Source organism: Nocardioides sp. Soil796 (assembly GCF_001429525.1).
GTDB lineage: Bacteria > Actinomycetota > Actinomycetes > Propionibacteriales > Nocardioidaceae > Nocardioides.
The window spans coordinates 62,531-86,002 of the sequence record NZ_LMSQ01000022.1 but is presented as its reverse complement, the minus strand read 5'-3'; the positions used below and the strand labels follow the sequence as shown (position 1 = coordinate 86,002).

General features: G+C 69.1%; 24 protein-coding genes and 1 pseudogene. 18 read left to right on the top strand and 7 right to left on the bottom strand.

The window, feature by feature from the left end; translation table 11 throughout:
- Positions 1-25: 25 nt before the first annotated feature.
- The 3 genes and pseudogenes from ASH02_RS24255 to ASH02_RS27180 form a co-directional block, all read right to left on the bottom strand.
- A complete protein-coding gene (locus tag ASH02_RS24255; protein ID WP_057295631.1) occupies positions 26-718 on the bottom strand; it encodes an NADPH-dependent F420 reductase in 693 nt (230 codons plus the stop codon).
- A 409-nt stretch (positions 719-1,127) separates the two neighbouring features.
- Positions 1,128-1,851 (bottom strand): DUF222 domain-containing protein (locus tag ASH02_RS27625; RefSeq protein WP_442938430.1); only part of this gene is annotated, 724 nt, incomplete at its 3' end.
- A gap of 41 nt (positions 1,852-1,892) precedes the next feature.
- Positions 1,893-2,174: pseudogene (locus ASH02_RS27180) on the bottom strand (hypothetical protein); the annotation flags it as partial.
- 352 nt (positions 2,175-2,526) lie between these two features.
- Here ASH02_RS27180 and ASH02_RS24240 point away from each other — a divergent pair.
- The 7 genes from ASH02_RS24240 (at position 2,527) to ASH02_RS24210 (ending at position 9,138) form a co-directional block, all read left to right on the top strand.
- A complete protein-coding gene (locus tag ASH02_RS24240) occupies positions 2,527-3,519 on the top strand; it encodes an NADPH:quinone reductase (RefSeq protein WP_057295628.1) in 993 nt (330 codons plus the stop codon).
- A gap of 121 nt (positions 3,520-3,640) precedes the next feature.
- On the top strand, positions 3,641-4,429 hold the full coding sequence (locus ASH02_RS24235; protein ID WP_057295627.1) for a TauD/TfdA dioxygenase family protein: 789 nt from the start codon (positions 3,641-3,643) through the stop codon (positions 4,427-4,429).
- 34 nt (positions 4,430-4,463) lie between these two features.
- Complete coding sequence (locus ASH02_RS24230) at positions 4,464-5,252, top strand: ABC transporter ATP-binding protein (RefSeq protein WP_057295626.1); 789 nt, start codon at positions 4,464-4,466, stop codon at positions 5,250-5,252.
- Positions 5,249-6,124 (top strand): ABC transporter permease, encoded by an 876-nt coding sequence (locus ASH02_RS24225; RefSeq protein ID WP_057295625.1) that lies wholly within the window; start codon positions 5,249-5,251, stop codon positions 6,122-6,124. The genes ASH02_RS24230 and ASH02_RS24225 overlap by 4 nt, the downstream gene beginning before the upstream one ends.
- A complete protein-coding gene (locus ASH02_RS24220; protein ID WP_057295624.1) occupies positions 6,124-7,131 on the top strand; it encodes an ABC transporter substrate-binding protein in 1,008 nt (335 codons plus the stop codon). Before ASH02_RS24225 ends, ASH02_RS24220 begins: the two co-directional genes overlap by 1 nt.
- A 59-nt stretch (positions 7,132-7,190) precedes the next feature.
- Positions 7,191-8,189, top strand: coding sequence for an ABC transporter substrate-binding protein (locus tag ASH02_RS24215; RefSeq protein WP_057295623.1), 999 nt, complete (start codon positions 7,191-7,193; stop codon positions 8,187-8,189).
- A gap of 160 nt (positions 8,190-8,349) precedes the next feature.
- Positions 8,350-9,138, top strand: coding sequence for a GntR family transcriptional regulator (locus tag ASH02_RS24210; protein WP_057295741.1), 789 nt, complete (start codon positions 8,350-8,352; stop codon positions 9,136-9,138).
- Positions 9,139-9,216: 78 nt separating this feature from the next.
- Here the strand turns inward: ASH02_RS24210 and ASH02_RS24205 are convergent, their stop codons facing one another.
- Genes ASH02_RS24205 through ASH02_RS24190 form a run of 4 tightly spaced genes read right to left on the bottom strand, consistent with a single transcriptional unit; the run spans position 9,217 to position 12,687 of the window.
- Entirely contained in the window at positions 9,217-10,851 is a 1,635-nt protein-coding gene (locus ASH02_RS24205) for a long-chain-fatty-acid--CoA ligase (protein WP_057295622.1), read from the bottom strand.
- Positions 10,848-11,231 carry a hypothetical protein gene (locus ASH02_RS24200; RefSeq protein WP_057295621.1) on the bottom strand — a complete coding sequence of 128 codons (384 nt, stop codon included), beginning with the start codon at positions 11,229-11,231 and terminating at the stop codon, positions 10,848-10,850. The genes ASH02_RS24205 and ASH02_RS24200 overlap by 4 nt, the downstream gene beginning before the upstream one ends.
- Positions 11,228-11,683: a hypothetical protein gene (locus ASH02_RS24195; protein ID WP_057295620.1), complete on the bottom strand. Its 456-nt coding sequence runs from the start codon at positions 11,681-11,683 to the stop codon at positions 11,228-11,230. Before ASH02_RS24195 ends, ASH02_RS24200 begins: the two co-directional genes overlap by 4 nt.
- Positions 11,683-12,687: a zinc-binding dehydrogenase gene (locus ASH02_RS24190; RefSeq protein ID WP_057295619.1), complete on the bottom strand. Its 1,005-nt coding sequence runs from the start codon at positions 12,685-12,687 to the stop codon at positions 11,683-11,685. Before ASH02_RS24190 ends, ASH02_RS24195 begins: the two co-directional genes overlap by 1 nt.
- A gap of 111 nt (positions 12,688-12,798) precedes the next feature.
- Between ASH02_RS24190 and ASH02_RS24185 the strand changes: the two genes are divergently transcribed.
- The 11 genes from ASH02_RS24185 to ASH02_RS24135 all read left to right on the top strand — a co-directional run bounded on the left by ASH02_RS24185 (position 12,799) and on the right by ASH02_RS24135 (position 23,388).
- A complete protein-coding gene (locus tag ASH02_RS24185) occupies positions 12,799-13,734 on the top strand; it encodes an amidohydrolase family protein (RefSeq protein ID WP_082621008.1) in 936 nt (311 codons plus the stop codon).
- A 22-nt stretch (positions 13,735-13,756) separates the two neighbouring features.
- Positions 13,757-14,764 (top strand): NADP-dependent oxidoreductase, encoded by a 1,008-nt coding sequence (locus ASH02_RS24180; RefSeq protein ID WP_057295618.1) that lies wholly within the window; start codon positions 13,757-13,759, stop codon positions 14,762-14,764.
- A gap of 153 nt (positions 14,765-14,917) precedes the next feature.
- A complete protein-coding gene (locus ASH02_RS24175; protein WP_057295617.1) occupies positions 14,918-16,135 on the top strand; it encodes an acetyl-CoA C-acetyltransferase in 1,218 nt (405 codons plus the stop codon).
- 15 nt (positions 16,136-16,150) lie between these two features.
- Complete coding sequence (locus ASH02_RS24170; RefSeq protein ID WP_057295616.1) at positions 16,151-16,906, top strand: SDR family oxidoreductase; 756 nt, start codon at positions 16,151-16,153, stop codon at positions 16,904-16,906.
- An 8-nt stretch (positions 16,907-16,914) separates the two neighbouring features.
- Positions 16,915-17,556, top strand: coding sequence for an HAD family hydrolase (locus ASH02_RS24165; protein ID WP_200959235.1), 642 nt, complete (start codon positions 16,915-16,917; stop codon positions 17,554-17,556).
- 27 nt (positions 17,557-17,583) lie between these two features.
- Positions 17,584-18,339 carry a 3-oxoacyl-ACP reductase FabG gene (gene fabG, locus ASH02_RS24160; protein WP_057295614.1) on the top strand — a complete coding sequence of 252 codons (756 nt, stop codon included), beginning with the start codon at positions 17,584-17,586 and terminating at the stop codon, positions 18,337-18,339.
- Positions 18,336-18,812 (top strand): MaoC family dehydratase, encoded by a 477-nt coding sequence (locus ASH02_RS24155; protein ID WP_057295613.1) that lies wholly within the window; start codon positions 18,336-18,338, stop codon positions 18,810-18,812. The genes fabG and ASH02_RS24155 overlap by 4 nt, the downstream gene beginning before the upstream one ends.
- Before the next feature lies 1 nt (position 18,813).
- Positions 18,814-19,863, top strand: a complete 1,050-nt coding sequence (locus ASH02_RS24150; protein ID WP_057295612.1) for a phosphotransferase family protein — start codon at positions 18,814-18,816, stop codon at positions 19,861-19,863.
- On the top strand, positions 19,863-21,101 hold the full coding sequence (locus ASH02_RS24145; protein WP_057295611.1) for an acyl-CoA dehydrogenase family protein: 1,239 nt from the start codon (positions 19,863-19,865) through the stop codon (positions 21,099-21,101). The genes ASH02_RS24150 and ASH02_RS24145 overlap by 1 nt, the downstream gene beginning before the upstream one ends.
- Positions 21,098-22,288, top strand: coding sequence for an acyl-CoA dehydrogenase family protein (locus tag ASH02_RS24140; protein ID WP_057295610.1), 1,191 nt, complete (start codon positions 21,098-21,100; stop codon positions 22,286-22,288). Before ASH02_RS24145 ends, ASH02_RS24140 begins: the two co-directional genes overlap by 4 nt.
- Entirely contained in the window at positions 22,288-23,388 is a 1,101-nt protein-coding gene (locus ASH02_RS24135) for an acyl-CoA dehydrogenase family protein (protein WP_057295609.1), read from the top strand. Before ASH02_RS24140 ends, ASH02_RS24135 begins: the two co-directional genes overlap by 1 nt.
- Positions 23,389-23,472: the final 84 nt, after the last annotated feature.

Genomic DNA, 23,472 nt, shown 5'->3' with positions numbered 1-23,472 from the left:
GATCAGTCCAACCAACGTCGCCCGATCACATGTCGCGGTACCGCCGCGCCGCGCCGAGGGCGGTCTGCAGCACATCGGCCGGGGTGGGACGGGCAGACCAGTCGGGGTAGGTCGTTCCCGGCTCGACGTACGGCATCACGTAGGCCGCGGTGTCGCGCTGGTAGCGCCATCCCTCGGCGAGCGACCCGACGTCGAGCGCGTCGTACCCGACTGCGTCGAGGAACTGCCGAACCGCCTGCTTGGCCGTGTCGTCATCGCCCGCGATCGTGAGGGTCGATCGTTCGGGATTGCCCGCGGGTCGCGGGAGTGCAGCGAGGTGGTCAACGTAGATGTTGTTGAAGCCCTTGACCACGTGGGAGCCGGCCAAGTGCGCCTGCAGCAGTTCGCTCGTCGTCGTCGACTCGGCATCGAGCACCGCGATGTGCCCGTCCCGGTCGGGGTAGTAGTTGTTGGTGTCGATCACGACCTTGCCGCGCAGGGACTCTGCAGGAACCTGTCTGTAGTTCTTCAGCGGCACCGACACCACCGCGATGTCTGCCGCCTCGGCCGCATCTGCAGCGGTTGCGGCTCGCGCCCGAGGACCGAGCGAGTCGACAAGGTCAGTCAACGTCTCCGGTCCGCGGCTGTTGCTCAGCACGACGTCGTATCCCGCGGCCACCGCCAATCTCGCCACGGTGCTACCGATGTTTCCACTGCCGATGAGTCCGATCGTTGTCATGCTGACTCAAGCGAGGTGGCGGCCCCGGCATTCCGCGTCGTCCGGATTCTCGGCATGACCGCGCGGTCCGAAGGCGCTGATCATGAGGCGGCCAGGGTCTCGAGACACGAGCCATTCCGTAGCCAACTTCTCGCGTCACAGGCCCATCAGCCCGTCATGACCTCAAGAGATTGTCCATGGCGACGATCCGAGAATCTTCGCTGCATCTCGACAACCGTTCAGGCGGCGTCGTCGATGAGCTCGTACTCGGAGAGGAGGTCGCTCGGGTCTTGTGGTTCGACCACGGCCAGGTGGCGTGGCGGGTCGGCCCAGCCGGGCAGTGGTGGTGCGGTGGAGACGTAGGTGTGACCGGTCGGTGCGGTGGTGGTGACCTGATGTCGCCCGTCGGGTGGATGGGCACCGGACGCGNCCGTCTGCCCGCCGTTGGCGATGCCGGTGGCGTGGTCGATGTGGCGGATGGGTGCGTCGCAGAACAGGGTGCGGCAGATGCCGCCGTCCCGGGTCCGGATGAGGCGCGCGAGTCCGTGGGGGACGATCCGGGCACGCGAGTCCATCGCGGTGAGACCGCCGTGGGGTGAGGCGTAGACCTTGCGCAACCAGGTCTGGATTTCGTGTTCGAGTGCGGTGGCGACCAGGTGGCGGGCCAGGTCGGCGGGGATGGTGCCGTGCCCGTCGAGGTGCGCGGGGTCGTGACTGGTGCCGAGGAGCGTCTGGTCGGAGACGACGAGGTTGATCATCACCGGCACCGCCGGGGCCTCGGTCTTGCCGGTGACACGTTCGACGAGGGTGTCGGCCATGATCTGTGCCCGGGAGCGTTCGTCGCCACCGGCGATCAGGGTGTCGGCGGCCTTCTTCAACGCCGCGTACACCTGCACGCCTTGTCCGACCGGGAGGTGGCCGGTGAGGTAGGTCATCGTGTCCGGTGCCGGGCGGATGGTGAACCGGCGGTCCTTCTCCGCCTTCGCCCGCCGGTGCGCGACCGAGGCGGGGTCGAGCTTCGCGGCGAGCTTGCGGGCCTGGTCACCGACCTGTTTCTCCGACAACTTCGCGACGGCCTCGAGGTCACCGGCGATCTCCTTGTCGACCTTCGCGCGGTCGTCGACCTCCAGGCAGGCGGTTTCCTTGGCCAGCAGGGTGGCGGCCCATTCGGTGATCCGTCCGGCCCGGAACGCCNCCGGGTGTGCGGCAACTCTGCCCGAAGGAGCTTGGCGAGGCCGAGGTGTCGTTTCCCGCGGTACGGCGACTCCCGGCGAGCGAGGGCGAGCTGCTCGGGGATGCCGCGACCCTGGCGGCGCTTCCCGACCCCGGAGGCGGCGGCCTTGGCGCGCATCGACTCGTCGAAGTCGACCGACAGCTCGGCCTGGGCTGCGGCGATGGCCGACTTGAGGGTTTCCAGGGCCCCGATCACGTCGATGCGGGCGTCGTCGTCGCCCACCGCCTCCGAGATGCTCTGCAAGGCTGAGGTCCACGCAGTCACTGTCGAGGCGTCCAGCACCACTCCAGGGGCCGTGGTGGGCTCCTGGGGCGGGGTGACTTCGGACGNCATGTGTTCGAGTCTATCGAGTTTCGTCAACCCTGGCAAGGGATTCTCGACATCTGTGGACAACGAAGGCGGCGTCGCCTCGCGTGAGCGTGTCACCATGTGATCGCGCTGATCCGATTCGCGCGCCGTACGCCCCGACGGTCATCTCGGACTGCCGATTGCCACCACGCGCTCGACATCTATTCTTGTCGACACAATGGATGGCGGGTCCTCGGCCACGACATGTGCACGCCGGATGCGCCACTGACAGAACGGTGGTGTGGCCATGCGGGCTGCTTGGTATTCCCGAGGCGGCTCGGCCGCCGACGTGTTCAGGCTGGGGGAGCGGCCGGCCCCGGAGCCCGGTCCCGGCGAGGTGCGGGTGCGGTTGGCCGCGTCCGGCGTCAATCCCTCCGACGTGAAGACCCGTGCGCGCTGGCAACCGCCCGAGGGCGGCGGGCTCGTCGTGCCGCACGGCGACGGGGCCGGCGTCATCGACCGGGTCGGCGACGGAGTCTCCGCGGAACGCATCGGCGAACGCGTCTGGATCTGGAACGGCGCGTGGCGGCGCACCAGTGGCACTGCCGCCGAGTTCATCGCCCTCCCCGAGGCGCAGGCGCCGAGGCTGCCCGACGCCATCCCGTTCGAGGCCGGGGCCTGTCTGGGCGTCCCTGCGCTGACCGCCGCTCACGCGGTCACGCTGCTCGGTGATCCGGTGGGCAGGACCGTGCTCGTCACCGGAGCGGCCTCGTCGGTCGGCTTCTATGCCGCCCAGTTCGCACATCGCGCCGGGGCGCGGGTGATCGGCACCGTCGGCTCGCGGCGCAAGGCCGAGCTCCTGGCCCGCTCCGGCATCACCCATGCCATCGACTACAAGCAGGCCGACGTCGCCGCGCGCGTCCTGGAGCTCACCGACGGCCGTGGGGTCGACGCGGTCATCGACCTGGACTTCTCGAGTACGGCGGCACTGGTCAGTCGTGGCGCGCTGGCCCGGCACGGCACCTTCGTCTGTTACGGATCCAACCCGGGCCAGCCCACCGCCTTTGACTTCCGGGCCTTCCTCCAAGGCTCCGTCGACGTTCGCTTCTTCCTCGTCTACGACCTGCTCCCCGAGCAACGGGCTCGCGCACTCGCCCTGGTCGGGGAGGCGCTCGAGGTTGGTTCCCTGCGCCACGACGTCGGCAGCACCTTCCCGCTGGCAGACATCGTGGCGGCCCATGAGCTGGTCGAAAGTGGCACGGCCAGCGGACAGGTCGTGGTCCTTCTGCCCGGGTTCTGAGATCTCCGAAATTTGTTCAGATTCTTGTCGACATCAATCGGTGGAGTTGTTATCGTGATGCGCAACACACAGTCAGTCGTGCACCTCCGACTGGCCCGAACGTCACCAAGGAGCAGAAGCCGTGGACCTGAAAATCACCCCCCTCACCGGATCGGTCGGCGCACGCGTCGAGGGCGTATCGCTCGATTCGCTGAGTGATGAGGAGTTCGCCGCGATCCGCGAGGGCTTCCTGAAGCACCAGATGCTGGTCTTCCGCGGACAGCACGCGAAGCCGGCCACCCAGATCGAGTTCGGCCGTCGTTTCGGCAAGCCGGTCGTCACCGCGATGCTCGACCCGCTCGAGGGACACCCCGAGCTCGTGCAGATCACCAAGGTCGACAAGGAGACCACCGCGACCGAGGCGTGGCACTACGACGCCCCGTTCGTCGAGGTGCCTGCAAAGATCTCGATCCTCTCGGCGGTCACCGTCCCCAACGGCGGCGACACGATGTGGTCGAACCAGTACGCCGCCTACGAGCGTCTCTCCGACGGTCTCCGCGCCACGCTCGACACGTTGAAGGTCCGGTTCCGTGGCATCCGCCTGGCCCGCATGATGAAGCACACCGGCGAGATCCCCATGGCCGTGCACCCGCTCGTGCGCACCCACCCCGAGACCGGCCGCAAGGCGCTCTACCTGGGCCACCGGGAGAACGCCTGCATCGACGGCTGGACCCAGGAGGAGAGCAACCAGCTCCTCGAGTGGCTCTACGCCCAGTCGGTGGTGCCGGACAACATCTACCGCCACCAGTGGGCAGTCGGCGACCTCGTGATGTGGGACAACCGCTGCACCATGCACTACGCCGTCCACGACTACGACGAGCAGCCCCGTGCCCTGAACCGCATGACTCTCGAGGGCGAAGTTCCGGCCTGACCTCCCGGTCAGCCGGTCACGAAAGGACTCTGAGATGACCAGCCAGATCAACTTCAGCGGTGTGTCACACCGCTACGGCAAGGGCGTGCTCGCCACCGAGGACGTCAATCTCGACATCGCGGCGGGGGAGTTCGTTGCCCTCATCGGCCCGTCAGGGTGCGGCAAGACCACACTGCTCAACATGGTGGCGGGACTCGTCTCGCCGTCCGACGGTGCGGTCAGCCTCAACGGCGAGATCGTCTCCAAGGTGCCGGAGAACCTCGGCTACATGATGGCCCGCGACGCGTTGCTCCCGTGGCGTACGGCGCTCGGCAACGTCGAGTTCTCCCTGGAGGGCACCTCGATTTCCCGCAAGGAGCACGCCGACCGGGCGCGCACCGTGCTGGGCCAGGTCGGTCTCGGCGGCTTCGAGGGCCACTACCCGGCGCAGCTCTCCCAGGGCATGCGCCAGCGCGTGGCCATCGCCCGGACACTGGTCACCTCTCCGTCCCTGATCCTCATGGATGAGCCGTTCGCGGCGCTCGACGCCCAGACTCGCGTGCTCATCCATGAGGAGTTCCTCAACCTGTGGGAGCAGGCCCAGGCCACGGTCATCATGGTCACCCACGACCTGACCGAGGCGATCCTGCTCGCCGACCGGGTGGTCATCATGAGCGCGCGTCCCGGCCGCATCAAGGACGACATCCGCGTCCCGCTGTCCCGTCCTCGCGACGTCGAGGCCATGCAGACGTCTCCGGAGTTCCAGGAGATCTACAGCCAGTTGTGGGGTTCGCTCCGCGAGGAGTTCCACGCCGGCGCCCTCATTCCGGAAGGTGCGAAATGAGCACCATGGAGAAGGAACGCACCGTGACCACTGCAGGAACCACTGCCGTCCGCCAGGCGCAGCTGCGCAGGAGCACCCGCAAGGGCGGCCTCAAGAACCGGCGCGGCTGGAACCCCTGGGCCCTGCTCGCCACGCGCACCGCCTTCGGCCTACTCCTGCTCGGGATCTGGGAGTACGTCGTCAAGGCCGAGATGGTCGACCCGGCCTTCCTGCCGCCGCCGACCGAGGTCTACAAGTGGATCGTCCAGGCAGCCCAGGACGGCATCATCTACACGAACCTCGTCGCCACCGCGATCGCCATGGTCCTGTCGTTCGTGATCGGCTCGTCCGCCGGCATCCTGGCCGGCACGTTCTTCGGCCGCTTCGAGCGGGTGGCCGCGGTCGTCTCGCCGTTCCTGCTCTTCCTCAACGCCCTGCCGCGCGTGGCGCTGGCGCCGCTGTTCATCCTCTACCTCGGCATCACCGTGTGGTCCAAGGTCGCGGTGGGCGCCAGCATCGTCTTCTTCGTGCTGCTGCTCAACACCCTGGCCGGCATGCGCTCCGTCGACGCCGACCACACCAAGCTGGCCCGGTTGAACCGCATGTCGGGCAGCAAGATCTTCTGGAAGATCACCCTGCCCAGCGCCGTACCCGCGATCTTCGCCGGCCTCAAGCTGGCCGCGGTCTACTCCCTGCTCGGTGTCGTGGTGAGCGAGATGGTCGCCTCGACCGACGGTCTCGGCCAGCTGATCATCTACAACACCAACACGTTCCAGCTGCCGGGCGTCTACGGCACGCTGTTCATCCTCGCCACCCTCGCAATGGCACTCACCTCCCTGATGAACGTCATCGAGTCTCGGCTGTTGTCCTGGCAGCAGCACGGGGAGCGATGATGGGTGCCGGCCTCAGGAAAAGAGTTGTCGCACTCGCGGCGGCCGTCCTCCTCGTTCCCGCCCTGGCGTCGTGCTCGGGCGACGACGACTCGGTGAAGATCGGCTACATCGCCGGCGCGACGGTGCCCATCATGGACGTCGTCGCCGAGGAGAAGGGCTTCTTCGAGGCGCGCGACGTCGACGTGGAGAAGGTCACCGCGGCCAACGGGCCGAGCCTGGTGAACCTCGCGGTGGCCGGCGGCCTGGACGTCACGTGGGCACCGACCAGCAACGTGCTGGCCGCGAGCTCGCAGGTCGAGGTGGTCAGCGGCGCCCTGCGCAGCTACGCCTTCGAGATGATCCAGCGCAACGGCTACGACGACGCGGCGTTCGACAAGGCGTACCCGGAGAACCTCAAGGAGCTCTCCGGTGCCCGGATCGGTGTCTCGGCAACGGGCAGCTACGGCCAGGTCATTGCGGAGCAGATGCTCCGTGAGGCCGGGGTCGATCCGGGCGACGTCACGTTCGTCGGCGTGGGGGTCGAGGGCACCTCGCTCGGTGCGCTGAAGTCGAAGCAGATCGACCTTCTGATGGCCGGACCCGTCACCACGGCGAAGGCCGAGGTCGATGACATCGCGACGTCGCTGGTCGGCACCCGCGACATCCCGCGGCTGGCGCAGCTTCCCGAGGACATGTACGTCGTCAAGAAGGGCGCCGACGACAAGACGCGGGACAAGGCGTCGCGTTACCTGGCTGCCATCCAGGACGCCATCACGTGGTCCAACGATCCCGCGAACGCGAAGGAGCTGGGCGAGATCCTGGCCAAGCACTTCGAGCTCGAGGGCGACCTGGCGGCGCTGGTCGCCGAGCAGTGGGCGCCCACCGGGGGAGACCTGATCAACGAGTTCCGGCTCTCGATCGACCCCAAGGGCTACGAGGCCATCAACAAGATGCTGGTCGACAACGGCCTGCTGAAGGCGCCTGTCGCCTACGACGACCTGGTCCGCCAGATCGAACCCAAGGTGTGAACAGCCCGCAAACCCCTCCACGGTCGCTACCCGAGCGACCGCTGACAAAGGACACCACCATGAAGCAGAAGTTGATCGCCGCCTGTGCGGCAGTCCTGACCGTTGCCACACTGTCGGCATGTTCAGGGTCGGGCGGTGAGGACACGGTGCGCATCGGATACATCGCGGGGGCCACGGCATCGATTCCCGACATCATCGCCGAAGAGAAGGGCTTCTTCGCTGACCACGATGTCGAGGTCAAGATGGTCAACACGAACAACGGCCCCAGCCTGGTGACGCTCTTGCTCTCGGGTGGCGTCGACGTCACGTGGGCGCCCACCAGCGTCGCCCTCGCGGCGACCGACAAGGTGTCCGTGGCGGCGGGCAACGTGCGCAACTACGGCTTCGAGTTCCTGCAGCGCAAGGGGTACGACGACGAGTCCGCGGCCAAGGGCTACCCGGAGAACGTGGCCAGCCTGAAGGGCGCCAAGATCGGCGTCTCCGCGACGGGCAGCTACGCCCAGGAGATCGCCACGCACATCCTCAAGGAAGCCGGCGTGGACGAGGACGACGTGACGTTCATCGGTGTCGGTGTCGAGGGCACGGCCCTGGGTGCGCTGAAGTCCAAGCAGATCGACGTGCTGATGGCGGGCACCATCACCTCAGCCAAGGGTGAGACAGAGGGCATCGGGACCACGCTGGTCTCCACGCTCGACGTCCCCGAGCTGGCGGGGTTGCCGGAGTCGATCTACGCCGTGAAGCGCGACGCCGACGACAAGACGCTGGACAAGGCCGGGCGCTACCTGGCGGCGATCAAGGACGCGATGGACTGGGCCCACGACCCGGCCAACGCCGACGAGCTCGGCGACATCCTGGTGAAGTCCTTCAAGCTCGAGGGCGACGCGGCCGACCTGGTCCGCAAGGAGTGGCCGGCCACCGGAGACGACCTGATCGGGGAGTACCGCCTCGACTTCGACGAGAAGGGCTACGACACGTTGGTCGACATCCTCGTCGACGGCGGGCTGCTCAAGAAGCCCGTGTCGTACGACGACGCGGTCAACCTCATCGCAGCGAAGTAGGTTCGAAAGGCCGGCTCGAAGGAGCAGGCACGTGCGACACGGGCAATGGGCATCACGGAGCGATCCGTGGTGCCCATACTCGTTGGTGAGGTAGGATGTAGTCGACAAGAAACATTAATTCAGGGCGACCGTCGGTCTGCCTCGATCAGGAGTGATCATCATGGCTCGTCACCGGACACAGGACCTGCCCGACCTGTCGACCCTGTTGATGCCGCGCAACGCCTGGACCATCGCGGTCGAGCAGGCCGTGCTGCGTCGCCAGCGTGAGGCCCAGGTCGCCGCGCCCCTCCCCGAACAGATCGCCGCGAAGCTCGCCGGACTGATCGTGCTCGACCACGTGCACACCGGCCAGCGGCTCCTCGAGCAGGACATCAGCACCGCCCTCAAGGTGAGCCGCGCGCCCGTCCGTGAGGCGTTGCGCATCCTCGAGCGCGACCGCCTGGTCGAGTTCCAGGCCAGGCGCGGCGCGACGGTCCCGGTGCCGACGCCCAAGGACCTCTCCGACGTCTTCGAGGTGCGCTCCACGCTCTACGGCATGATCCTGCGCCACGAGATGGAGGAGCAGCCCGAGGCCCTGCGCGCCCTCTTCGACCTGCACATCCCGAAGATCATCGCGGCCGCCGACGAGAGCATCGACGCCTATGCCGTGGCGTCGTTCGTGCTCAACAGCGAAGTCGCTGCGATCTCCGACAACCAGATCCTGGCCGACCTGCTCCAGTCGGTCTCCCTGCAGACGTTGCGCTACGTGCGCCTGGGCCTGGGCAGCAAGCCCAACTACATCAAGGACAACCTCAAGGGCTGGCGCCAGCTCCACAAGGCGATCATCGCCGGCGACGTGGAGAAGGCCGTGGTCCTGGCCCAGAAGCGCATCTCCACCGTGCACGCTTCCGCCGCCACCGCGGTCAAGGAGCTGGCCGCGTCCGAGGGTGACGAGGAGAAGGCCAGCTGAGCCCTCGAGTCATCGCCACACACGAGGAAGGACCGCACCCCCGTGGGGATGCGGTCCTTCTTCGTTGCGGAGGGTGGGTCAGGCTCCCGCGGCGACCAGCAGGTCGGCATACTCCTCACGCAGCGAGGTCTTCACGATCTTGCCGGTGGCGCCGATCGGAATCTCGTCGACGAACACGATCCGGTCCGGCATCCACCACGAGGGAATCTCCCCGACCAGGTGCTTGCGCAGCCCGTCCTCGTCCAGCGAGACACCCGGGGCGCGGGTCACCACGAGCACGGGACGCTCGTCCCACTTCGGGTGGGGGACGCCGATGCAGGCCGCGAGGTCGATGTCGGGGTGGCTCATCGCCAGGCCCTCGATCTGCACGCTGCTGATCCACTCGCCGCCGGACTTGATGACGTCCTTGCTGCGGTCGGTGATCATCATGAATCCGTCGGCGTCGATCGAGGCGATGTCGCCGGTGGGGAACCAGCCGTCGACCAGGGGCTCCAGATCGCGGCGGTTGTAGTACTCCGCCAGCACCCAGTGGCCGCGCGCCATCAGGTGACCCGACGTGACGCCGTCCCAGGGCTGCTCGACACCCTCGTCGTCGACGATCTTGAGGTCGATGCCGAAGACGACCCGGCCCTGGCGCAGCTGCACGGCTTCGCGGTCGGCGGGGTCGAGGTCGGCGTGGTGCGCCTTGAGCACGCCGGCGGTGCCGAACGGGCTGGTCTCGGTCATGCCCCAGCCGTGGACGACCTCGAGGCCGTGGACGTCGCGCAGCTCCCGCAGCATCGCCGGGGGACAGGCGGCACCGCCGACGACTGCGCGACGCAGCGTAGAGGGGCTGGTGCCGAGCTTGCGCAGGTGCTCGAGCTGGCCGGCCCACACGGTCGGCACGCTCGCCGAGAACGTGACGCCCTCGGCCTCCTGCAGCTCGTGCAGGGCCGGTCCGCTCAGGTCGGGGCCGGGGAGGACGAGCTTGGCGCCGACGATCGCGGCGGCGTACGGCATGCCCCACGCGTTGACGTGGAACATCGGCACGATCGGCAGCACGACCTCCCGGGCCGAGAAGCCCATCGCGTCGGGCATCGCGACCGCGTAGCAGTGCAGCAGCGTCGAGCGGTGGCTGTAGAGCGCGCCCTTGGGGTTGCCGGTGGTGCCCGACGTGTAGCAGAGGGCGGCGGCCCGGTGCTCGTCGAAGTCGGGCCAGTCGTACGTCGAGGAGGCGGCGGCGACCAACGGCTCGTAGGCGACCAGGCCGGGGATCGCGGCGGCCTCGGGGGAGTCCGGCACGCTGTCGGCCAGCAGCACGAAGTGGCGCACGGTCGTGAGCGAGGAGGCAATCTGCGCGACCAGCGGCAGGAACGACGCCTCGAAGAACAGTGCGCCGTCGGCGGCGTCGTCGATGATCCAGGCGATCTGGTCGGGGTGCAGGCGCGGGTTCACCGTGTGCAGCACCCGGCCGGAGCCGGAGGCCGCGAAGTAGAGCTCGAGGTGCCGGTAGCCGTTCCAGGCAAGGGTGGCGACGCGGGCACCCGCGTCGAGGTCGAGGTCGTCGAGCGTGTTCGCCAGCTGGCGGGCGCGGACGGCCATGTCGGCGTACGTGTAGCGGTGGATGTCGCCCTCGACGCGCGCCGAGACGATCTCCTGGCGGGCGTGGTGGCGCTCCGCATGGCGCAGGATCGACGAGACGAGGAGCTGCTGCTCCATCATGAGTCCGTTCACGGTGCATCTCCAAGGTGGTGGTGGGCGGTGGCGAGGGCCGCGATCCTGTCCAGGAGGGCAACGGCCTCGTCGGCGGCGGCTCCGGCGTCCGGTACGTCGCCGCGGACGTACAGGGGACGGAGGTCCTCGATGCGGGTGAGCGCCGCGATCATCTCGGGCTCGACGATCGAGTAGGTCCGCACGGCGTGCACCAGGGACATGGAGATGTGCACCATGTCCTGGTCCGGGGTGGAGACGCCGTGGTGGTGCAGTGCGTGGTTGACCCAGTGGGTGCCGGCCAGCATGGCGGCCTCGATCCGGATCTCCGGGTCCTTGGAGCCGAGCAGGGCCAGGGTGTTCGTGATCCGCTCGGCGAGCCGACGGTGCTCCGCCGGCTTCACGAGGCCACCTCGACGCGCCGGTCCTCGAGCAGCCCGAGCACCTCGCGGAACCGGGTCTCGACCTCCGCCACGATGGCCGGAGTGGGGCGGGTGGTGCCCCGCAGGCACGGGTCGCGGTACTTCTCGATCGCGTGCATGGCCTCCTCGATCGCGAGGATGTCCGCCGGCAGCGGACCGGGGACGGCCGGCCAGCCGACGTGGCTGACGTCGCCCGGCTCGCGCAGCTCGCGTCGGTACTCGCCGTTGTCCTGCTTCACGAGGTGCACCCCGGGCACGGTCGAGAACACCGGGTCGTCGGGCGTGATGCCGGCCAGGTGCAGGCACGCGTTGTAGACGTTGGTGCCCGCGGTGAGGGTGGCCCAGTACCAGAGCTCGAAGTGCTCGATCGGGTCGAGCTTCTCGCGCAGCCCGGCAATCCGGTCGATCTTGTCGAGGTGGGAGGCGATCCGCATCAGGACCTGCCGGAGGCCTGGTCGAGAGCCGCGTCGTCGACGGTGAGCACGATCTTGCCGAAGTGCTTGTCCTCCGACATGTAGGCGTGGGCGGCCATGATCTCGGCGAGTGGGTAGGTGCTGTCGATCACGGGGACGATCAGGCCCTCGGCGAACGGCTTGGCGAGGTCGGAGACCGAAGCCTGGAAGCAGGCAACGCGCTGCTCCTCGGACCGGGTCTGGAACGTGACGCCGATCAGCTGGAGGCGCTTGCGCCACAGCGTGGTCAGGTCGATCGTCGAGGTGGCCGAGCCGAGGCGTCCGATGTTGACCAGTCGGCCCTCGATCGCCATGGAGTCGAGGTTGGCCTCGAAGACCGTGCCGCCGACCGAGTCGATCACGACGTCGGCACCGCGGTTGTCGGTCGCGGCCATCACGGCCTCGACCTGGTCGGTGGTGGAGGTGTCGATGACGACGTCGACACCGAGCTCGAGGAGCTTTGCGGTCTTGGCCGAGGAGCGGGTGGTGGCGATGATCGTTCCGGCGCCGAGCACGCGGGCGATCTGGATCGCCGCGATGCCGATGCCGGACGAGGCGGCGTTGACCAGGACGGTCTCGCCGGGAGCCATGCGCCCGTTGGTGATCAGCGCGTCGTGCGCAGTCATGTAGACGTTGGGGAACGCGGCCGCGGAGACCCACGACACGCCTGCGGGAACCTCGGCGAGCGTGTGCTGCGAGCTCACGACGTACTCCGCCTGGCCGCCGTTGCCGTGGCCCATCACCCGGTCGCCGGGCTGCCACTGCGTGACGCCGGCGCCGACGCTCTCGACCATGCCGGCGAACTCGACGCCGATGGGGAGGTGGTCCCCGGAGGTGAATCGGCTGGCCTGGAGCACCTCGCCGCGGTTGACCGACGAGGCCATGACGCGGACGAGCACCTGTGAGTCTCCCGGCTGGGGGGTGGCCACCTCGAGAACCTCGACCAGACCGCCTGTGGCGCTGGGGACGATGCGTGCTGCCTTCATGTCGTGAGCTCCTTTCTAAGAATTAGTGTCGACAATAACAGAAAAAGTGGTTATGGTGCTACTCCGAGGGCCTGAGTTTCCGGGCCCCATTCCTAGTTCTCAGGAGCAGACATGAGCCAGACCCAGGCAGCCGAACGGCTCGAGCGAGTGCGCGGCAAGATCATCGACTTCCGGCTCCGTCCGCCGACGGGCCCGTACCGCAACTTCTTCACCCCGACGGTCGTCGGCGCGGTCAACCGCATCCTCGACATGCCGACCCCGCGTTCCTACACGATCAGCACGGACCCGTTCCCGAACGCCGAGGAGCGCGCCATCGCCGCGGTCATCGACGAGATGGACTCGGTCGGCGTGCGTCTCGGTGTCATGAACGGTCGCCACTCGGTCAACCGTCCCGTCCCCGTGCACATCGAGGACGCCGACCTCTCCGAGCTGAGCGCCCGCACCGACAACCGGATCCTCGGCATGGCCGGCATCGACTTCGACAAGACCAACGAGGAGATCATCGAAGGCCTCGACATCGCAGTGAAGGAACACGGCCTGATCGGCGTCTGCATGGAGCCCGGCCTGGCCCGGACCCCGATGTACGCCGACGACGAGCGCCTCTTCCCGCTCTACGAGAAGATCGCCGACCTCAACATCCCGCTGCTGTTCATGTCCGGTCCGCTGGCCGGTCCCGACATCAGCCACACCGACCCGGTCCGTTTCGACCGCGTGGCCAAGCGCCACCCGTCGATGCCCGTCATCCTCGGCCACGGCTGCTTCCCCTACGCGACCGAGGCCGTGGCCCTGGCCTTCAAGAGCGAGGCCACCGGCATCCACAACGTCTTCGTCTCGCCGGACGTCTACATGTTCGCCCCGGGCGGCGACGTCTTCCGTCAGGGTGCCAACTGGATCCCGAACCGCTTCGTCTACGCCTCGGCGTACTCGTTCGCCGGTGTCGCCGAGTCGGTGCACCTGAGCGCCCAGCTCGACCTGACCGACGACGCGTTCGACGCGTACATGTACCGCAACGCCGAGGCGCTCCTGCGCCCCGCGCTGAACCGCTGATCAGCAGAAGGAGACCGCTGAGATGACGCTCACGAACACGCAGGTCAAGATGCGGCGCCACCCCGCCGGCATGGTGACCGAGGACGACTTCACCGTCGAAACCGTCGAGGCCCCCGTCCCCGGGCCGGGCGAGGCGCTGGTGAAGGTGCAGTACCTGTCGCTGGACCCCTACATGCGTCCGATGATGGACCCGCTGCGCTCCTACGTGCCGCACCTCAACCCGGGTGACCTCATGCCCGGCGCGACCGTCGGCGAGATCATCGAGAGCAACGAGCCCTCGCTGCCCGTCGGCACCATCGTGGCCGGGATGCAGGGATGGCAGAGCTACGGGATCGTCTCGAAGGACACCTGCCGCGTCGTCGACCCGGCCAACGGCCCGACCTCGGCCGCGCTGCACGTCCTGGGCATGACCGGCGCCACCGCGCACTACGGCCTGCTCGAGAAGGCGAACCCGCAGGCCGGCGAGACCGTGGTCGTCACGGCTGCCTCCGGTGCCGTCGGCTCCGTCGTCGGCCAGCTGGCCAAGATTCGCGGCGCCCGCGTCATCGGCATCGCCGGTGGACCCGAGAAGTGCGCCTACGTCAAGGACGAGCTCGGCTTCGACGAGTGCCTCGACCACAAGGCCGACGACTTCCTCGAGAAGCTCGAGGCGGCGACGCCGGACTTCGTCGACGTCCTGTTCGAGAACGTCGGCGGCCCGATCTTCGACGCCGTACTGGCCCGCATCGCCGACCACGCGCGCATCGCGCTGTGCGGCAACATCAGCCAGTACAACGTCGACGAACCGTACGGCGTCAAGGGCATGCGCTACCTGCTCGTGCACCGCGTGCAGGTCTACGCCTTCGTGATCGCGGATCACCGCGACTACTGGCCCACCGCGATCGGCGAGATCAGTCAGTGGGTCCGCGAGGGCAAGGTGAAGTACCAGGAGGACATCGAGTCCGGCCTGCACAACGCTCCCAAGGCGTTCATCTCCATGCTCACCGGCTCCAACTTCGGCAAGCAGCTCGTCGCCGTCGAGTCCAACTGACCCGACCGCACTGCTGCCGTACGGCGAGTGGTCGTGCACGGGGGAGACCCCTTCGTGCACGACCACCCGTGGGCTGCCCGGCCGACGCACCGGACCCGCTCTAGATCCACACGTTCCCCCCAACTTTCCGAGCCCACGAGAGGCCCCGTCCCCATGGCTGAAGCAGTAATCGTCTCCACCGCCCGGTCCCCGATCGGCCGTGCCTTCAAGGGCTCGTTGCGCGACATGCGTCCCGATGACCTCACGCTGCAGATGGTGGAGGCCGCCCTGGCGAAGGTCCCCGAGCTGGACCGCCGCGACATCGTCGACCTGATCCTCGGCTGCGGCCTGCCCGGTGGCCACTCCGGCCACAACATGGGCCGCGTCGTCTCCATCCTGGCCGGCATGGACCACCTGCCCGGCACCACCGTGACCCGCTACTGCGCCTCGAGCGTGCAGTCCACGCGGATGGCGTTCCACGCGATCAAGGCCGGCGAGGGCGACGTCTTCATCTCCGCCGGCGTCGAGAGCGTCAGCCAGGGTGCCGCGGGCACCTCCGACAGCATTCCGGGCACCTACAACCCGCTCTTCGCGTCTGCCCAGAAGCACAGCGAGGAGCTCGCTGCCGGTGGCGGCACCTGGGTCGACCCGCGCAAGGACGGCCTGCTTCCCGACGCCTACCTCGGCATGGGCCAGACCGCGGAGAACGTCGCCCAGTTCACCGGCATCACGCGCGCCGAGCAGGACGCCTTCGCCGTACGCAGCCAGAACCGTGCCGAGGCGGCCATCGCCCGTGGGTTCTGGGCCACCGACATCACCCCGGTCACGTTGCCCGACGGCACCGTGGTCAGTGCGGACGACGGCCCGCGCGCCGGCACCACGCTGGAGAAGGTCGCCTCGATGCAGCCGGTCTTCCGTCCCGACGGCACCGTCACCGCCGCCAACTGCTGCGCCCTCAACGACGGCGCCGCCGCACTGGTCATCATGAGCGACACCAAGGCCCGCGACCTGGGCCTGACCCCGCTGGCCCGCATCGTCTCCACCGCCGTGACCGGCCTGTCGCCCGAGATCATGGGCCTCGGCCCGGTCGACGCCAGCCGCGAGGCCCTGGGCCGCGCCGGCCTCGGCATCAACGACATCGACCTCGTCGAGATCAACGAGGCGTTCGCCGTGCAGGTCATCGGCTCGGCCCGTGAACTCGGCATCGACGAGGACAAGCTCAACGTCAACGGCGGCGCGATCGCCGTGGGCCACCCCTTCGGCATGACCGGCGCGCGGATCACCAGCACGCTGATCAACGGACTGCGCGAGCGGGACCTGCAGTTCGGCCTCGAGACCATGTGCGTCGGGGGTGGCCAGGGCATGGCCATGGTCCTCGAACGCCTCAGCTGACAAGGAGACCGGACAATGAACCGCTTCGCGAACAAGGTCGCCATCGTCACCGGCGCCAGCCGCGGCATCGGGCTGGCCATCGCCCAGCGACTGGTCGACGAGGGCGCCAAGGTCGTCATCACCGCCCGGAGGAAGGAAGCCCTCGACGAGGCCGTCGCCGAGCTCGGCGGCCCCGAGCACGCGATCGCCGTGGCCGGAGCTGCCGACGACGTCGAGCACCAGGCCGAGGCCGTGCGCCAGGCCGTCGAGACCTTCGGAAGCCTCGACCTGCTGGTCAACAACACCGGCATCAACCCGGTCTACGGCCCGCTCGTCGAGCTGGACCCCGAGGCGGCCCGCAAGATCACCGACGTCAACTGCATCGGTGCCCTGTCGTGGATCCAGCAGGCCCACAAGGCCTGGATGGGGGAGCACGGCGGCGCGGTCGTCAACGTCAGCTCGATCGCCGGCCTACTGCCGGCGACCGGCATCGGCTTCTACGGTGCGTCCAAGGCGATGCTGATCCACCTCACCAAGCAGCTCGCGACCGAGCTGGGCCCCGACATCCGCATCAACGGTGTCGCCCCGGCCGTCGTGAAGACGAAGTTCGCCACCGCCCTCTACGAGGGTCGTGAGGACGAGGTCGCGGCGCCGTACCCGCTGAAGCGCCTTGGTGAACCCGACGACATCGCCGGCGCGGTCGCCTACCTGCTCTCCGCCGACGCGGCCTGGGTCACCGGCCAGACCCTCGTGGTCGACGGCGGCATCACGATCACGGCGACCGTCGAATGAGCCCGGCTGTGCGCGGAGTCCTCTTCGACTACGGCGGCGTCCTGACGACGCACGTCGGTGAGTCGATGGACGCCTGGCAGGCCCGGGACCGCGTGCAGCCCGAGTCCTTCGGACGGGTCCTGAAGAAGTGGCTCTCGCGTGACGCCGCGGCCGGCAACCCGATCCACCAGCTGGAGTCCGGCGCGATCACCGGCGACGAGTTCAGCAGGCTGCTGGCCGCGGAGCTGGTGGACGTCGACGGCCAGGAGCTGGAGCCCGAGGGAATGCTGGACCGGATGTTCGCCGGCATCCGTCAGGCCCCGGAGATGTACGCCCTGGTGCGGGGCCTGAAGTCGGCCGGCCTCAAGGTGGGCCTGCTCTCCAACAGCTGGGCCAACACCTACCCCCGGTCCGAGATCGACGAGCTCTTCGACCCCGTCGTGATCTCCGGCGAGGTCGGGCTGCGCAAGCCCGACCGGGCCATCTACGAGCTGGCCCTCGCGCAGATGGGCCTGGCCGCGCACGAGGTGGTGTTCATCGACGACGGCATTCCCAACGTCGAGGGCGCCGAGCGTGCCGGACTGATCGCCCTGCGGCACGTCGATGCCGCCACCACCCGGGCCGGGCTCGCCGAGCTCGTGCCCGACCTCTCAACCGCCGGCGCTCGCTGAGCGCCCAACACCCCAGGAGTGGAAGACATGACAGCACAGCGGATTGCCATCGTGACCGGAGCAGCCCGGGGGATCGGCGCCGGCGTGGCGGAGCGCCTCGCGAAGGACAACGTCGCCGTCGCAGTGATCGACCTCGACGAGGCGGCCTGCAAGCCCGTCGTCGAGCGGATCGAGGCTGCCGGGGGCCGGGCCATCGCCATCGGGGCCGACGTGGCCGACGAGACCGCGGTCGAGAACGCCGTGGAGCGGGTCGTCGAGGAGCTCGGTGCCCCCACCGTGCTGGTGAACAACGCGGGCATCATCCGCGACAACCTGCTCTTCAAGATGACCGTCAGCGACTGGGACGCCGTGATGGGCGTGCACCTGCGCGGCGCCTTCCTGCTCTCCAGGGCCTGCCAGAAGCACATGGTCGACGCCGGCTTCGGCCGGATCATCAACCTCTCCAGCACCTCCGCGCTGGGCAACCGCGGCCAGGCCAACTACTCGGCCGCCAAGGCCGGCGTCCAGGGCTTCACCAAGACCCTGGCCCTCGAGCTCGGCCGGTTCGGCATCACCGCCAACGCGATCGCGCCCGGCTTCATCGAGACCGAGATGACCCACGCCACCGCCGAGCGGATGGGCCTGGACTTCGAGGAGTTCAAGGCCTACGGCGTCAAGGACATCCCCGTCGGCCGGGTCGGCCTGCCCGCCGACATCGCCGCGGCCGTGGCGTTCTTCGCCAGTGAGGAGGCCGGGTTCGTCTCCGGCCAGGTGCTGTACGTCGCCGGTGGGCCGAAGGCATGACTGGTTCAGTGGCTGCCGGCCCGAGGGTCTTCAACGGCCTGGACGAGCTCGAGGCTGCGGTCGGCAGCCAGCTCGGGCACAGCGAGTGGCACGTGGTCACCCAGGAGCAGATCGACCTGTTCGCCCGGGCGACCGGTGACAACCAGTGGATCCACACCGACCCGGCCCGCGCGGCCGAAGGGCCGTTCGGCACCACGATCGCGCACGGCTACCTGACCCTGTCGCTGGTGCCCAGCTTCGCGTGGCAGATCTACGAGGTCCGTGACATCACCATGGGCGTCAACTACGGGAGCAACAAGGTCCGCTTCCCGGCCGTGGTGCCGGTGAACAGCCGGGTTCGCGGATCGGCCGAGCTGGTCTCGGTCGAGCGCGATGGCAACCGGGCCACCGTGACCGTGCGGATGACCGTGGAGCGCGACGGCGGTGACCGCCCGGTCTGCGTCGCCGAGACCGTCTCCGTGCTGGTGGGCTGACATGACCACGCAGAAGACGGAAGCCCCGAAGACCGACCTGCCCGGCCTCGACCTCGCCCGGTTCGCGGCCCACTACGAGTCGGTCCGGCCCGGCGAGCTCGGCCCCGACCTCACCGCCACGCTGATCGCGGGCGGCAAGTCGAACCTGACCTACCGGCTCACCGACGGCACGCGGCGCCTCGTCGTACGCCGACCCCCGCTGGGCCACGTGCTCTCGACCGCCCACGACATGTCCCGCGAGTTCACGGTGATGTCGGCGCTGGCCGGCACCGACGTGCCCGTGCCCGGCGTGCACCTGCTGTGCGAGGACCCCGACGTCCTGGGCGCCTCGTTCTACGTGATGGACGAGATCGCCGGACACACCTACCGCGATGCCGAGCAGCTCGTCGAGGTCGGTCCCGAGCGCACCGAGAAGATCGCGCTCGAGCTGGTCGACACCCTGGCTCGGCTGCACGCGGTCGACCCGACCGAGGTCGGGCTGGAGTCCTTCGGTCGCCCGGCAGGGTTCCTGCCTCGCCAGGTGCGCCGCTGGACCACCCAGCTCGAGGCCTCGCACCACCGTCCGCTGGCCGGTGCCACCGAGCTCGCCGAGAATCTGGCGGCGTCGATCCCCGACGAGATCGCCCCCACGATCGTGCACGGCGACTTCCGGCTCGACAACGCGCTGGTCGGTGACGACGACTCGATCCTCGCGGTCCTCGACTGGGAGATGGCGACCCTCGGTGACCCACTCACCGACGTCGCCCTGATGCTGACCTACCAGCGCGTGGCCGGGCTGCCCGGTGGCGACCGGATCATGTCGGCGACCAACGCCCCCGGCCACCCGGACGTCGCCGCACTCACCGAGCGCTACGCCGCCACGAGCGGCCGCGACGTCTCGGCGCTGTCGTGGTACGTCGCACTCGCGCACTTCAAGCTGGCGGTGATCCTCGAGGGGATCGACCACCGCTTCGCCCAGGGCCAGACCGTGGGCGAGGGCTTCGACAGGGTCGGCGATCTCGTCGAGCCACTGCTGGCGGCCGGACTGGCCGCCTGGAAGGAACTGAGCTGATGAACTTCGAATTCGACGAGAAGACGCTGGAGCTGCAGGCGCGGCTCCAGGCCTTCCTCGAGGAGCACGTCGTACCCGCCGAGGCGGTCTTCGACCAGCAGCTCGCCGAGCTGCACGACCCGTGGGCGTGGACCCAGGCCCCGGTCGTCCGGGACCTGCAGAAGCGGGCCCGGGACGCCGGTCTGTGGAACGTCTTCCTGCCCGGCAAGCACGGCTCCGGCCTGACCAACCTGCAGTACGCACCGCTGGCCGAGCTGACCGGCCGCTACTGGCGGCTGGCGCCGGCCGCGCTCAACTGCGCGGCCCCCGACACCGGCAACATGGAGGTGCTCGCGCAGTACGGCACCCCGGCCCAGCAGGAGCGTTGGCTGAAGCCGCTGCTGAACGGCGAGATCCGGTCGGCGTTCGCGATGACCGAGCCGGCCGTGGCGTCGTCCGACGCGACGAACATCGCCACCAGCATCGTGCGCGACGGCGACGAGTACGTCATCAACGGACGCAAGTGGTGGATCACCGGGGCGATGAACCCCGACTGCGAGATCCTCATCGTGATGGGCAAGACCGACCCGTCCGCCGAGCGGCACCGCCAGCAGTCGATGATCCTGGTCCCGAGGGACACCCCGGGCCTCGAGATCCGTCGCGGCATGCACGTGCTCGGGTACGACGACCACGACCACGGCGGCCACGCTGAGCTGGTCTTCGACGACGTGCGCGTCCCGGCATGGAACCTCCTCCTCGGAGAGGGCGACGGTTTCGCGATCGCCCAGGGCCGGCTCGGCCCCGGCCGCATCCACCACTGCATGCGCTCCATCGGTGTCGCCGAGCGCGCCGTCGAGCTGATGTGTGCCCGCGCCGACGAGCGGGTCGCCTTCGGTGGCCCGATCTCCAACCAGGGCGTCGTGAAGTCGTGGATCGCCGACAGCCGGATCAAGATCGAGCAGCTCCGCCTGCTCGTGCTGCGCACCGCGTGGCTGATGGACACCGTCGGCAACAAGGCGGCCCACGCCGACATCCAGGCGATCAAGGTCGAGACGCCGCGCACCGTCGAGTGGATCCTCGACAAGGCGATCCAGGTGCACGGTGCCGCGGGCCTCTCGCAGGACTTCCCGCTGGCCCAGGCGATCGCCTCGATCCGCACCCTGCGCTTCGCCGACGGCCCCGACGAGGTCCACGCCGCAGCACTCGCCCGTGGCGAGCTGAAGCGCCAGGCCGCACGACGCAAGGAGGCACAGGCATGAGCACCGTCGAGAAGGACCCGCACGGCCTGAACGAGCGCATCGACTCGCTGCTCGCGAGGTACCCGGCACGACGTACGCCGCCGCTGACGTTCCTCCGTGCGCAGTTCGACGCCGGCCTGGCCTGGGTGCACTACCCCGAAGGCCTCGGTGGACTCGGCCTGCCGCGCAGCCTGCAGCTCGAGGTGAACCGCCGTCTCTCTGCCGCCGGTGCCCCCGAGAGCCAGGCCCCCAAGGTCGGCATCGGCGTGGGCATGGCCGCGCCGACGATCCTCGCCCTCGGCACCGAGGAGCAGCAGAAGCGCTTCCTCCGGCCACTGTGGACCGGGGAAGAGGTCTGGTGCCAGCTGTTCAGCGAGCCCGACGCGGGCTCCGACCTGGCCAACGTGCGCACCAAGGCCGTCCGCGATGGCGACGAGTGGATCGTGAGCGGCCAGAAGGTCTGGACCTCCAGCGCCCACGAGGCCGACTTCGCGATCCTCCTCGCCCGCACCGACCCCGAGCTGCCCAAGCACCGCGGCATGACCTTCCTTCTGCTCGACATGTCCGACCCCGGCGTCGAGGTGCGGCCGCTGCGCCAGATCACCGGCGAGGCCGAGTTCAACGAGGTCTTCCTGACCGATGCCGTCGTGCCGGACAACCGTCGCGTCGGCGAGGTCGGCGAGGGCTGGCGGGTCGCCAACTCCACGCTGACCAACGAGCGAGTGGCGATCGGCGGCGCCGACACCGAGCGCGAGTCGGGGATGATCAGCCGGGTCGCCGCGACCTGGCGTGCCGACCCCGGCGTACGCCAACCCGGACTGCACGACCGGCTCATGAAGGGCTGGGTCGACGCGGAGGTCTTCCGCCTCACCGGCCAGCGGCTCCGCCAGAAGCTGGCCGTCGGCGCACCGGGACCGGAGAGCGCGGCGATGAAGCTGGCCTTCGCCACCAACGCCCAGGCGATCAGCGGGCTCGAGGTCGAGGTCGAGGGGGAGCGCGGCCTGCGGTACTCCGACTGGACCATGACCCGGCCGCAGGTGGTCGAGTTCACCGGCCGCGACGCGGGCTACCGCTACCTGCGCGCGAAGGGCAACTCGATCGAGGGCGGCACCTCCGAGGTGCTGCGCAACATCGTCGCCGAGAGGGTGCTCGGGCTCCCCGCCGAGCACCGCGTCGACAAGGACATCCCCTGGAAGGACGTGCCCTGATGAGCGAGACCAATCTCCTGTACACCGATGTCGAGGACTCGGTGCGCGAGGCCGTCCGTGATGCGTTGGGTGACCACGTCACTCCGGACGCCGTCTCCGCGATGTACGACGGGAACGACGAGGTCGCCCTGAAGACCTGGGAGGTCCTGGGCCGTGAGCTCGGCCTCGCGGGACTGCTGGTCCCCGAGTCGCAGGGTGGTGCCGGCGGCAGCGCACGCGACGCGGCCGTCGTCCTCGAGGAGCTCGGTCGGTACGCCGCCCCGGGTCCGTTCCTGACCAGCGCCGTGATCGCGGCGACCGTCCTGGTCGCCTGCCGCGACAAGGCCTCGGTCGAGGGCCTGGCCTCCGGCGAGCACGCCGCGGCCGTGGCGGTGCCGTTCTCGACCATGCCGGGCCTCCCGTTCTCGCCCACGTTCAAGGCGACCGGCAAGCTGGTCTCCGGCGCGGCGACGACGGTCGCCGGCGCGATCGAGGCCGACCTCCTGGTCATCCCGGTCGAGGGCGCCGCGGGGGTCGAGCTCTGGGCCGTGCAGGCTTCGGACGCCGAGGTCACGCCGTTCTCGTCGCTCGACATGAGCCGTCAGCTGGCCGACGTCGTGGTCGTCGAGGCGCTGGGCGTGCTCCTCGCCGGGCCGGACCGGGCCGCGGAGCTGCTGGACCACGCCCTGTTGCTGGGTGCGGCCCTGCTCGCCTCCGAGCAGGTCGGGATCGCGCAGTGGTGCCTCGACGAGACCGTGGCCTACCTCAAGATCCGTCGCCAGTTCGGCCGCGTGGTCGGTGGCTTCCAGGGGATCAAGCACCGCCTGGCCGACCTGTTCTGCGAGGTCGAGGGCGCCCGGGCCGCGGCACGCTACGCCGCGGCCTGCGCCGACACGGGGGAGGACCTCGCCGTCGCCGCGTCGGTGGCCCAGGCCTACTGCTCCGACGTCGCCGTGCGTGCGGCCGAGGAGTGCGTCCAGCTCCACGGCGGCATCGGCATGACGTGGGAGCACCCCGCACACCTGCACCTGAAGCGGGCCAAGGCCGACCAGGTCGCGCTGGGCACGCCCGGCCATCACCGGCACCGCCTCGGGGAGCTGGTGGACCTTCCGGCCAGGTGACCTCTCGTCCCTGATCGGATCGGCCGTCGTCTGTGGCCAGCAAGAGCGCGTACCTGCTGTGGCGGGTGCGCGCCCTTCGCATTT

What these genes read in the sequence shown, in the direction of transcription:
- ASH02_RS24220 (WP_057295624.1), top strand. Translation starts at nt 6,124, where the DNA reads ATGGGTGCCGGCCTCAGGAAAAGAGTTGTCGCACTCGCGGCGGCCGTC.
- ASH02_RS24140 (WP_057295610.1), top strand. Translation starts at nt 21,098, where the DNA reads ATGAGCACCGTCGAGAAGGACCCGCACGGCCTGAACGAGCGCATCGAC.
- ASH02_RS24195 (WP_057295620.1), bottom strand. Translation starts at nt 11,683, where the DNA reads ATGCGGATCGCCTCCCACCTCGACAAGATCGACCGGATTGCCGGGCTG.
- ASH02_RS24135 (WP_057295609.1), top strand. Translation starts at nt 22,288, where the DNA reads ATGAGCGAGACCAATCTCCTGTACACCGATGTCGAGGACTCGGTGCGC.
- ASH02_RS24215 (WP_057295623.1), top strand. Translation starts at nt 7,191, where the DNA reads ATGAAGCAGAAGTTGATCGCCGCCTGTGCGGCAGTCCTGACCGTTGCC.
- ASH02_RS24170 (WP_057295616.1), top strand. Translation starts at nt 16,151, where the DNA reads ATGAACCGCTTCGCGAACAAGGTCGCCATCGTCACCGGCGCCAGCCGC.
- ASH02_RS24180 (WP_057295618.1), top strand. Translation starts at nt 13,757, where the DNA reads ATGACGCTCACGAACACGCAGGTCAAGATGCGGCGCCACCCCGCCGGC.
- fabG (WP_057295614.1), top strand. Translation starts at nt 17,584, where the DNA reads ATGACAGCACAGCGGATTGCCATCGTGACCGGAGCAGCCCGGGGGATC.
- ASH02_RS24145 (WP_057295611.1), top strand. Translation starts at nt 19,863, where the DNA reads ATGAACTTCGAATTCGACGAGAAGACGCTGGAGCTGCAGGCGCGGCTC.
- ASH02_RS24240 (WP_057295628.1), top strand. Translation starts at nt 2,527, where the DNA reads ATGCGGGCTGCTTGGTATTCCCGAGGCGGCTCGGCCGCCGACGTGTTC.
- ASH02_RS24150 (WP_057295612.1), top strand. Translation starts at nt 18,814, where the DNA reads ATGACCACGCAGAAGACGGAAGCCCCGAAGACCGACCTGCCCGGCCTC.
- ASH02_RS24175 (WP_057295617.1), top strand. Translation starts at nt 14,918, where the DNA reads ATGGCTGAAGCAGTAATCGTCTCCACCGCCCGGTCCCCGATCGGCCGT.
- ASH02_RS24185 (WP_082621008.1), top strand. Translation starts at nt 12,799, where the DNA reads ATGAGCCAGACCCAGGCAGCCGAACGGCTCGAGCGAGTGCGCGGCAAG.
- ASH02_RS24255 (WP_057295631.1), bottom strand. Translation starts at nt 718, where the DNA reads ATGACAACGATCGGACTCATCGGCAGTGGAAACATCGGTAGCACCGTG.
- ASH02_RS24190 (WP_057295619.1), bottom strand. Translation starts at nt 12,687, where the DNA reads ATGAAGGCAGCACGCATCGTCCCCAGCGCCACAGGCGGTCTGGTCGAG.
- ASH02_RS24225 (WP_057295625.1), top strand. Translation starts at nt 5,249, where the DNA reads ATGAGCACCATGGAGAAGGAACGCACCGTGACCACTGCAGGAACCACT.
- ASH02_RS24230 (WP_057295626.1), top strand. Translation starts at nt 4,464, where the DNA reads ATGACCAGCCAGATCAACTTCAGCGGTGTGTCACACCGCTACGGCAAG.
- ASH02_RS24210 (WP_057295741.1), top strand. Translation starts at nt 8,350, where the DNA reads ATGGCTCGTCACCGGACACAGGACCTGCCCGACCTGTCGACCCTGTTG.
- ASH02_RS24155 (WP_057295613.1), top strand. Translation starts at nt 18,336, where the DNA reads ATGACTGGTTCAGTGGCTGCCGGCCCGAGGGTCTTCAACGGCCTGGAC.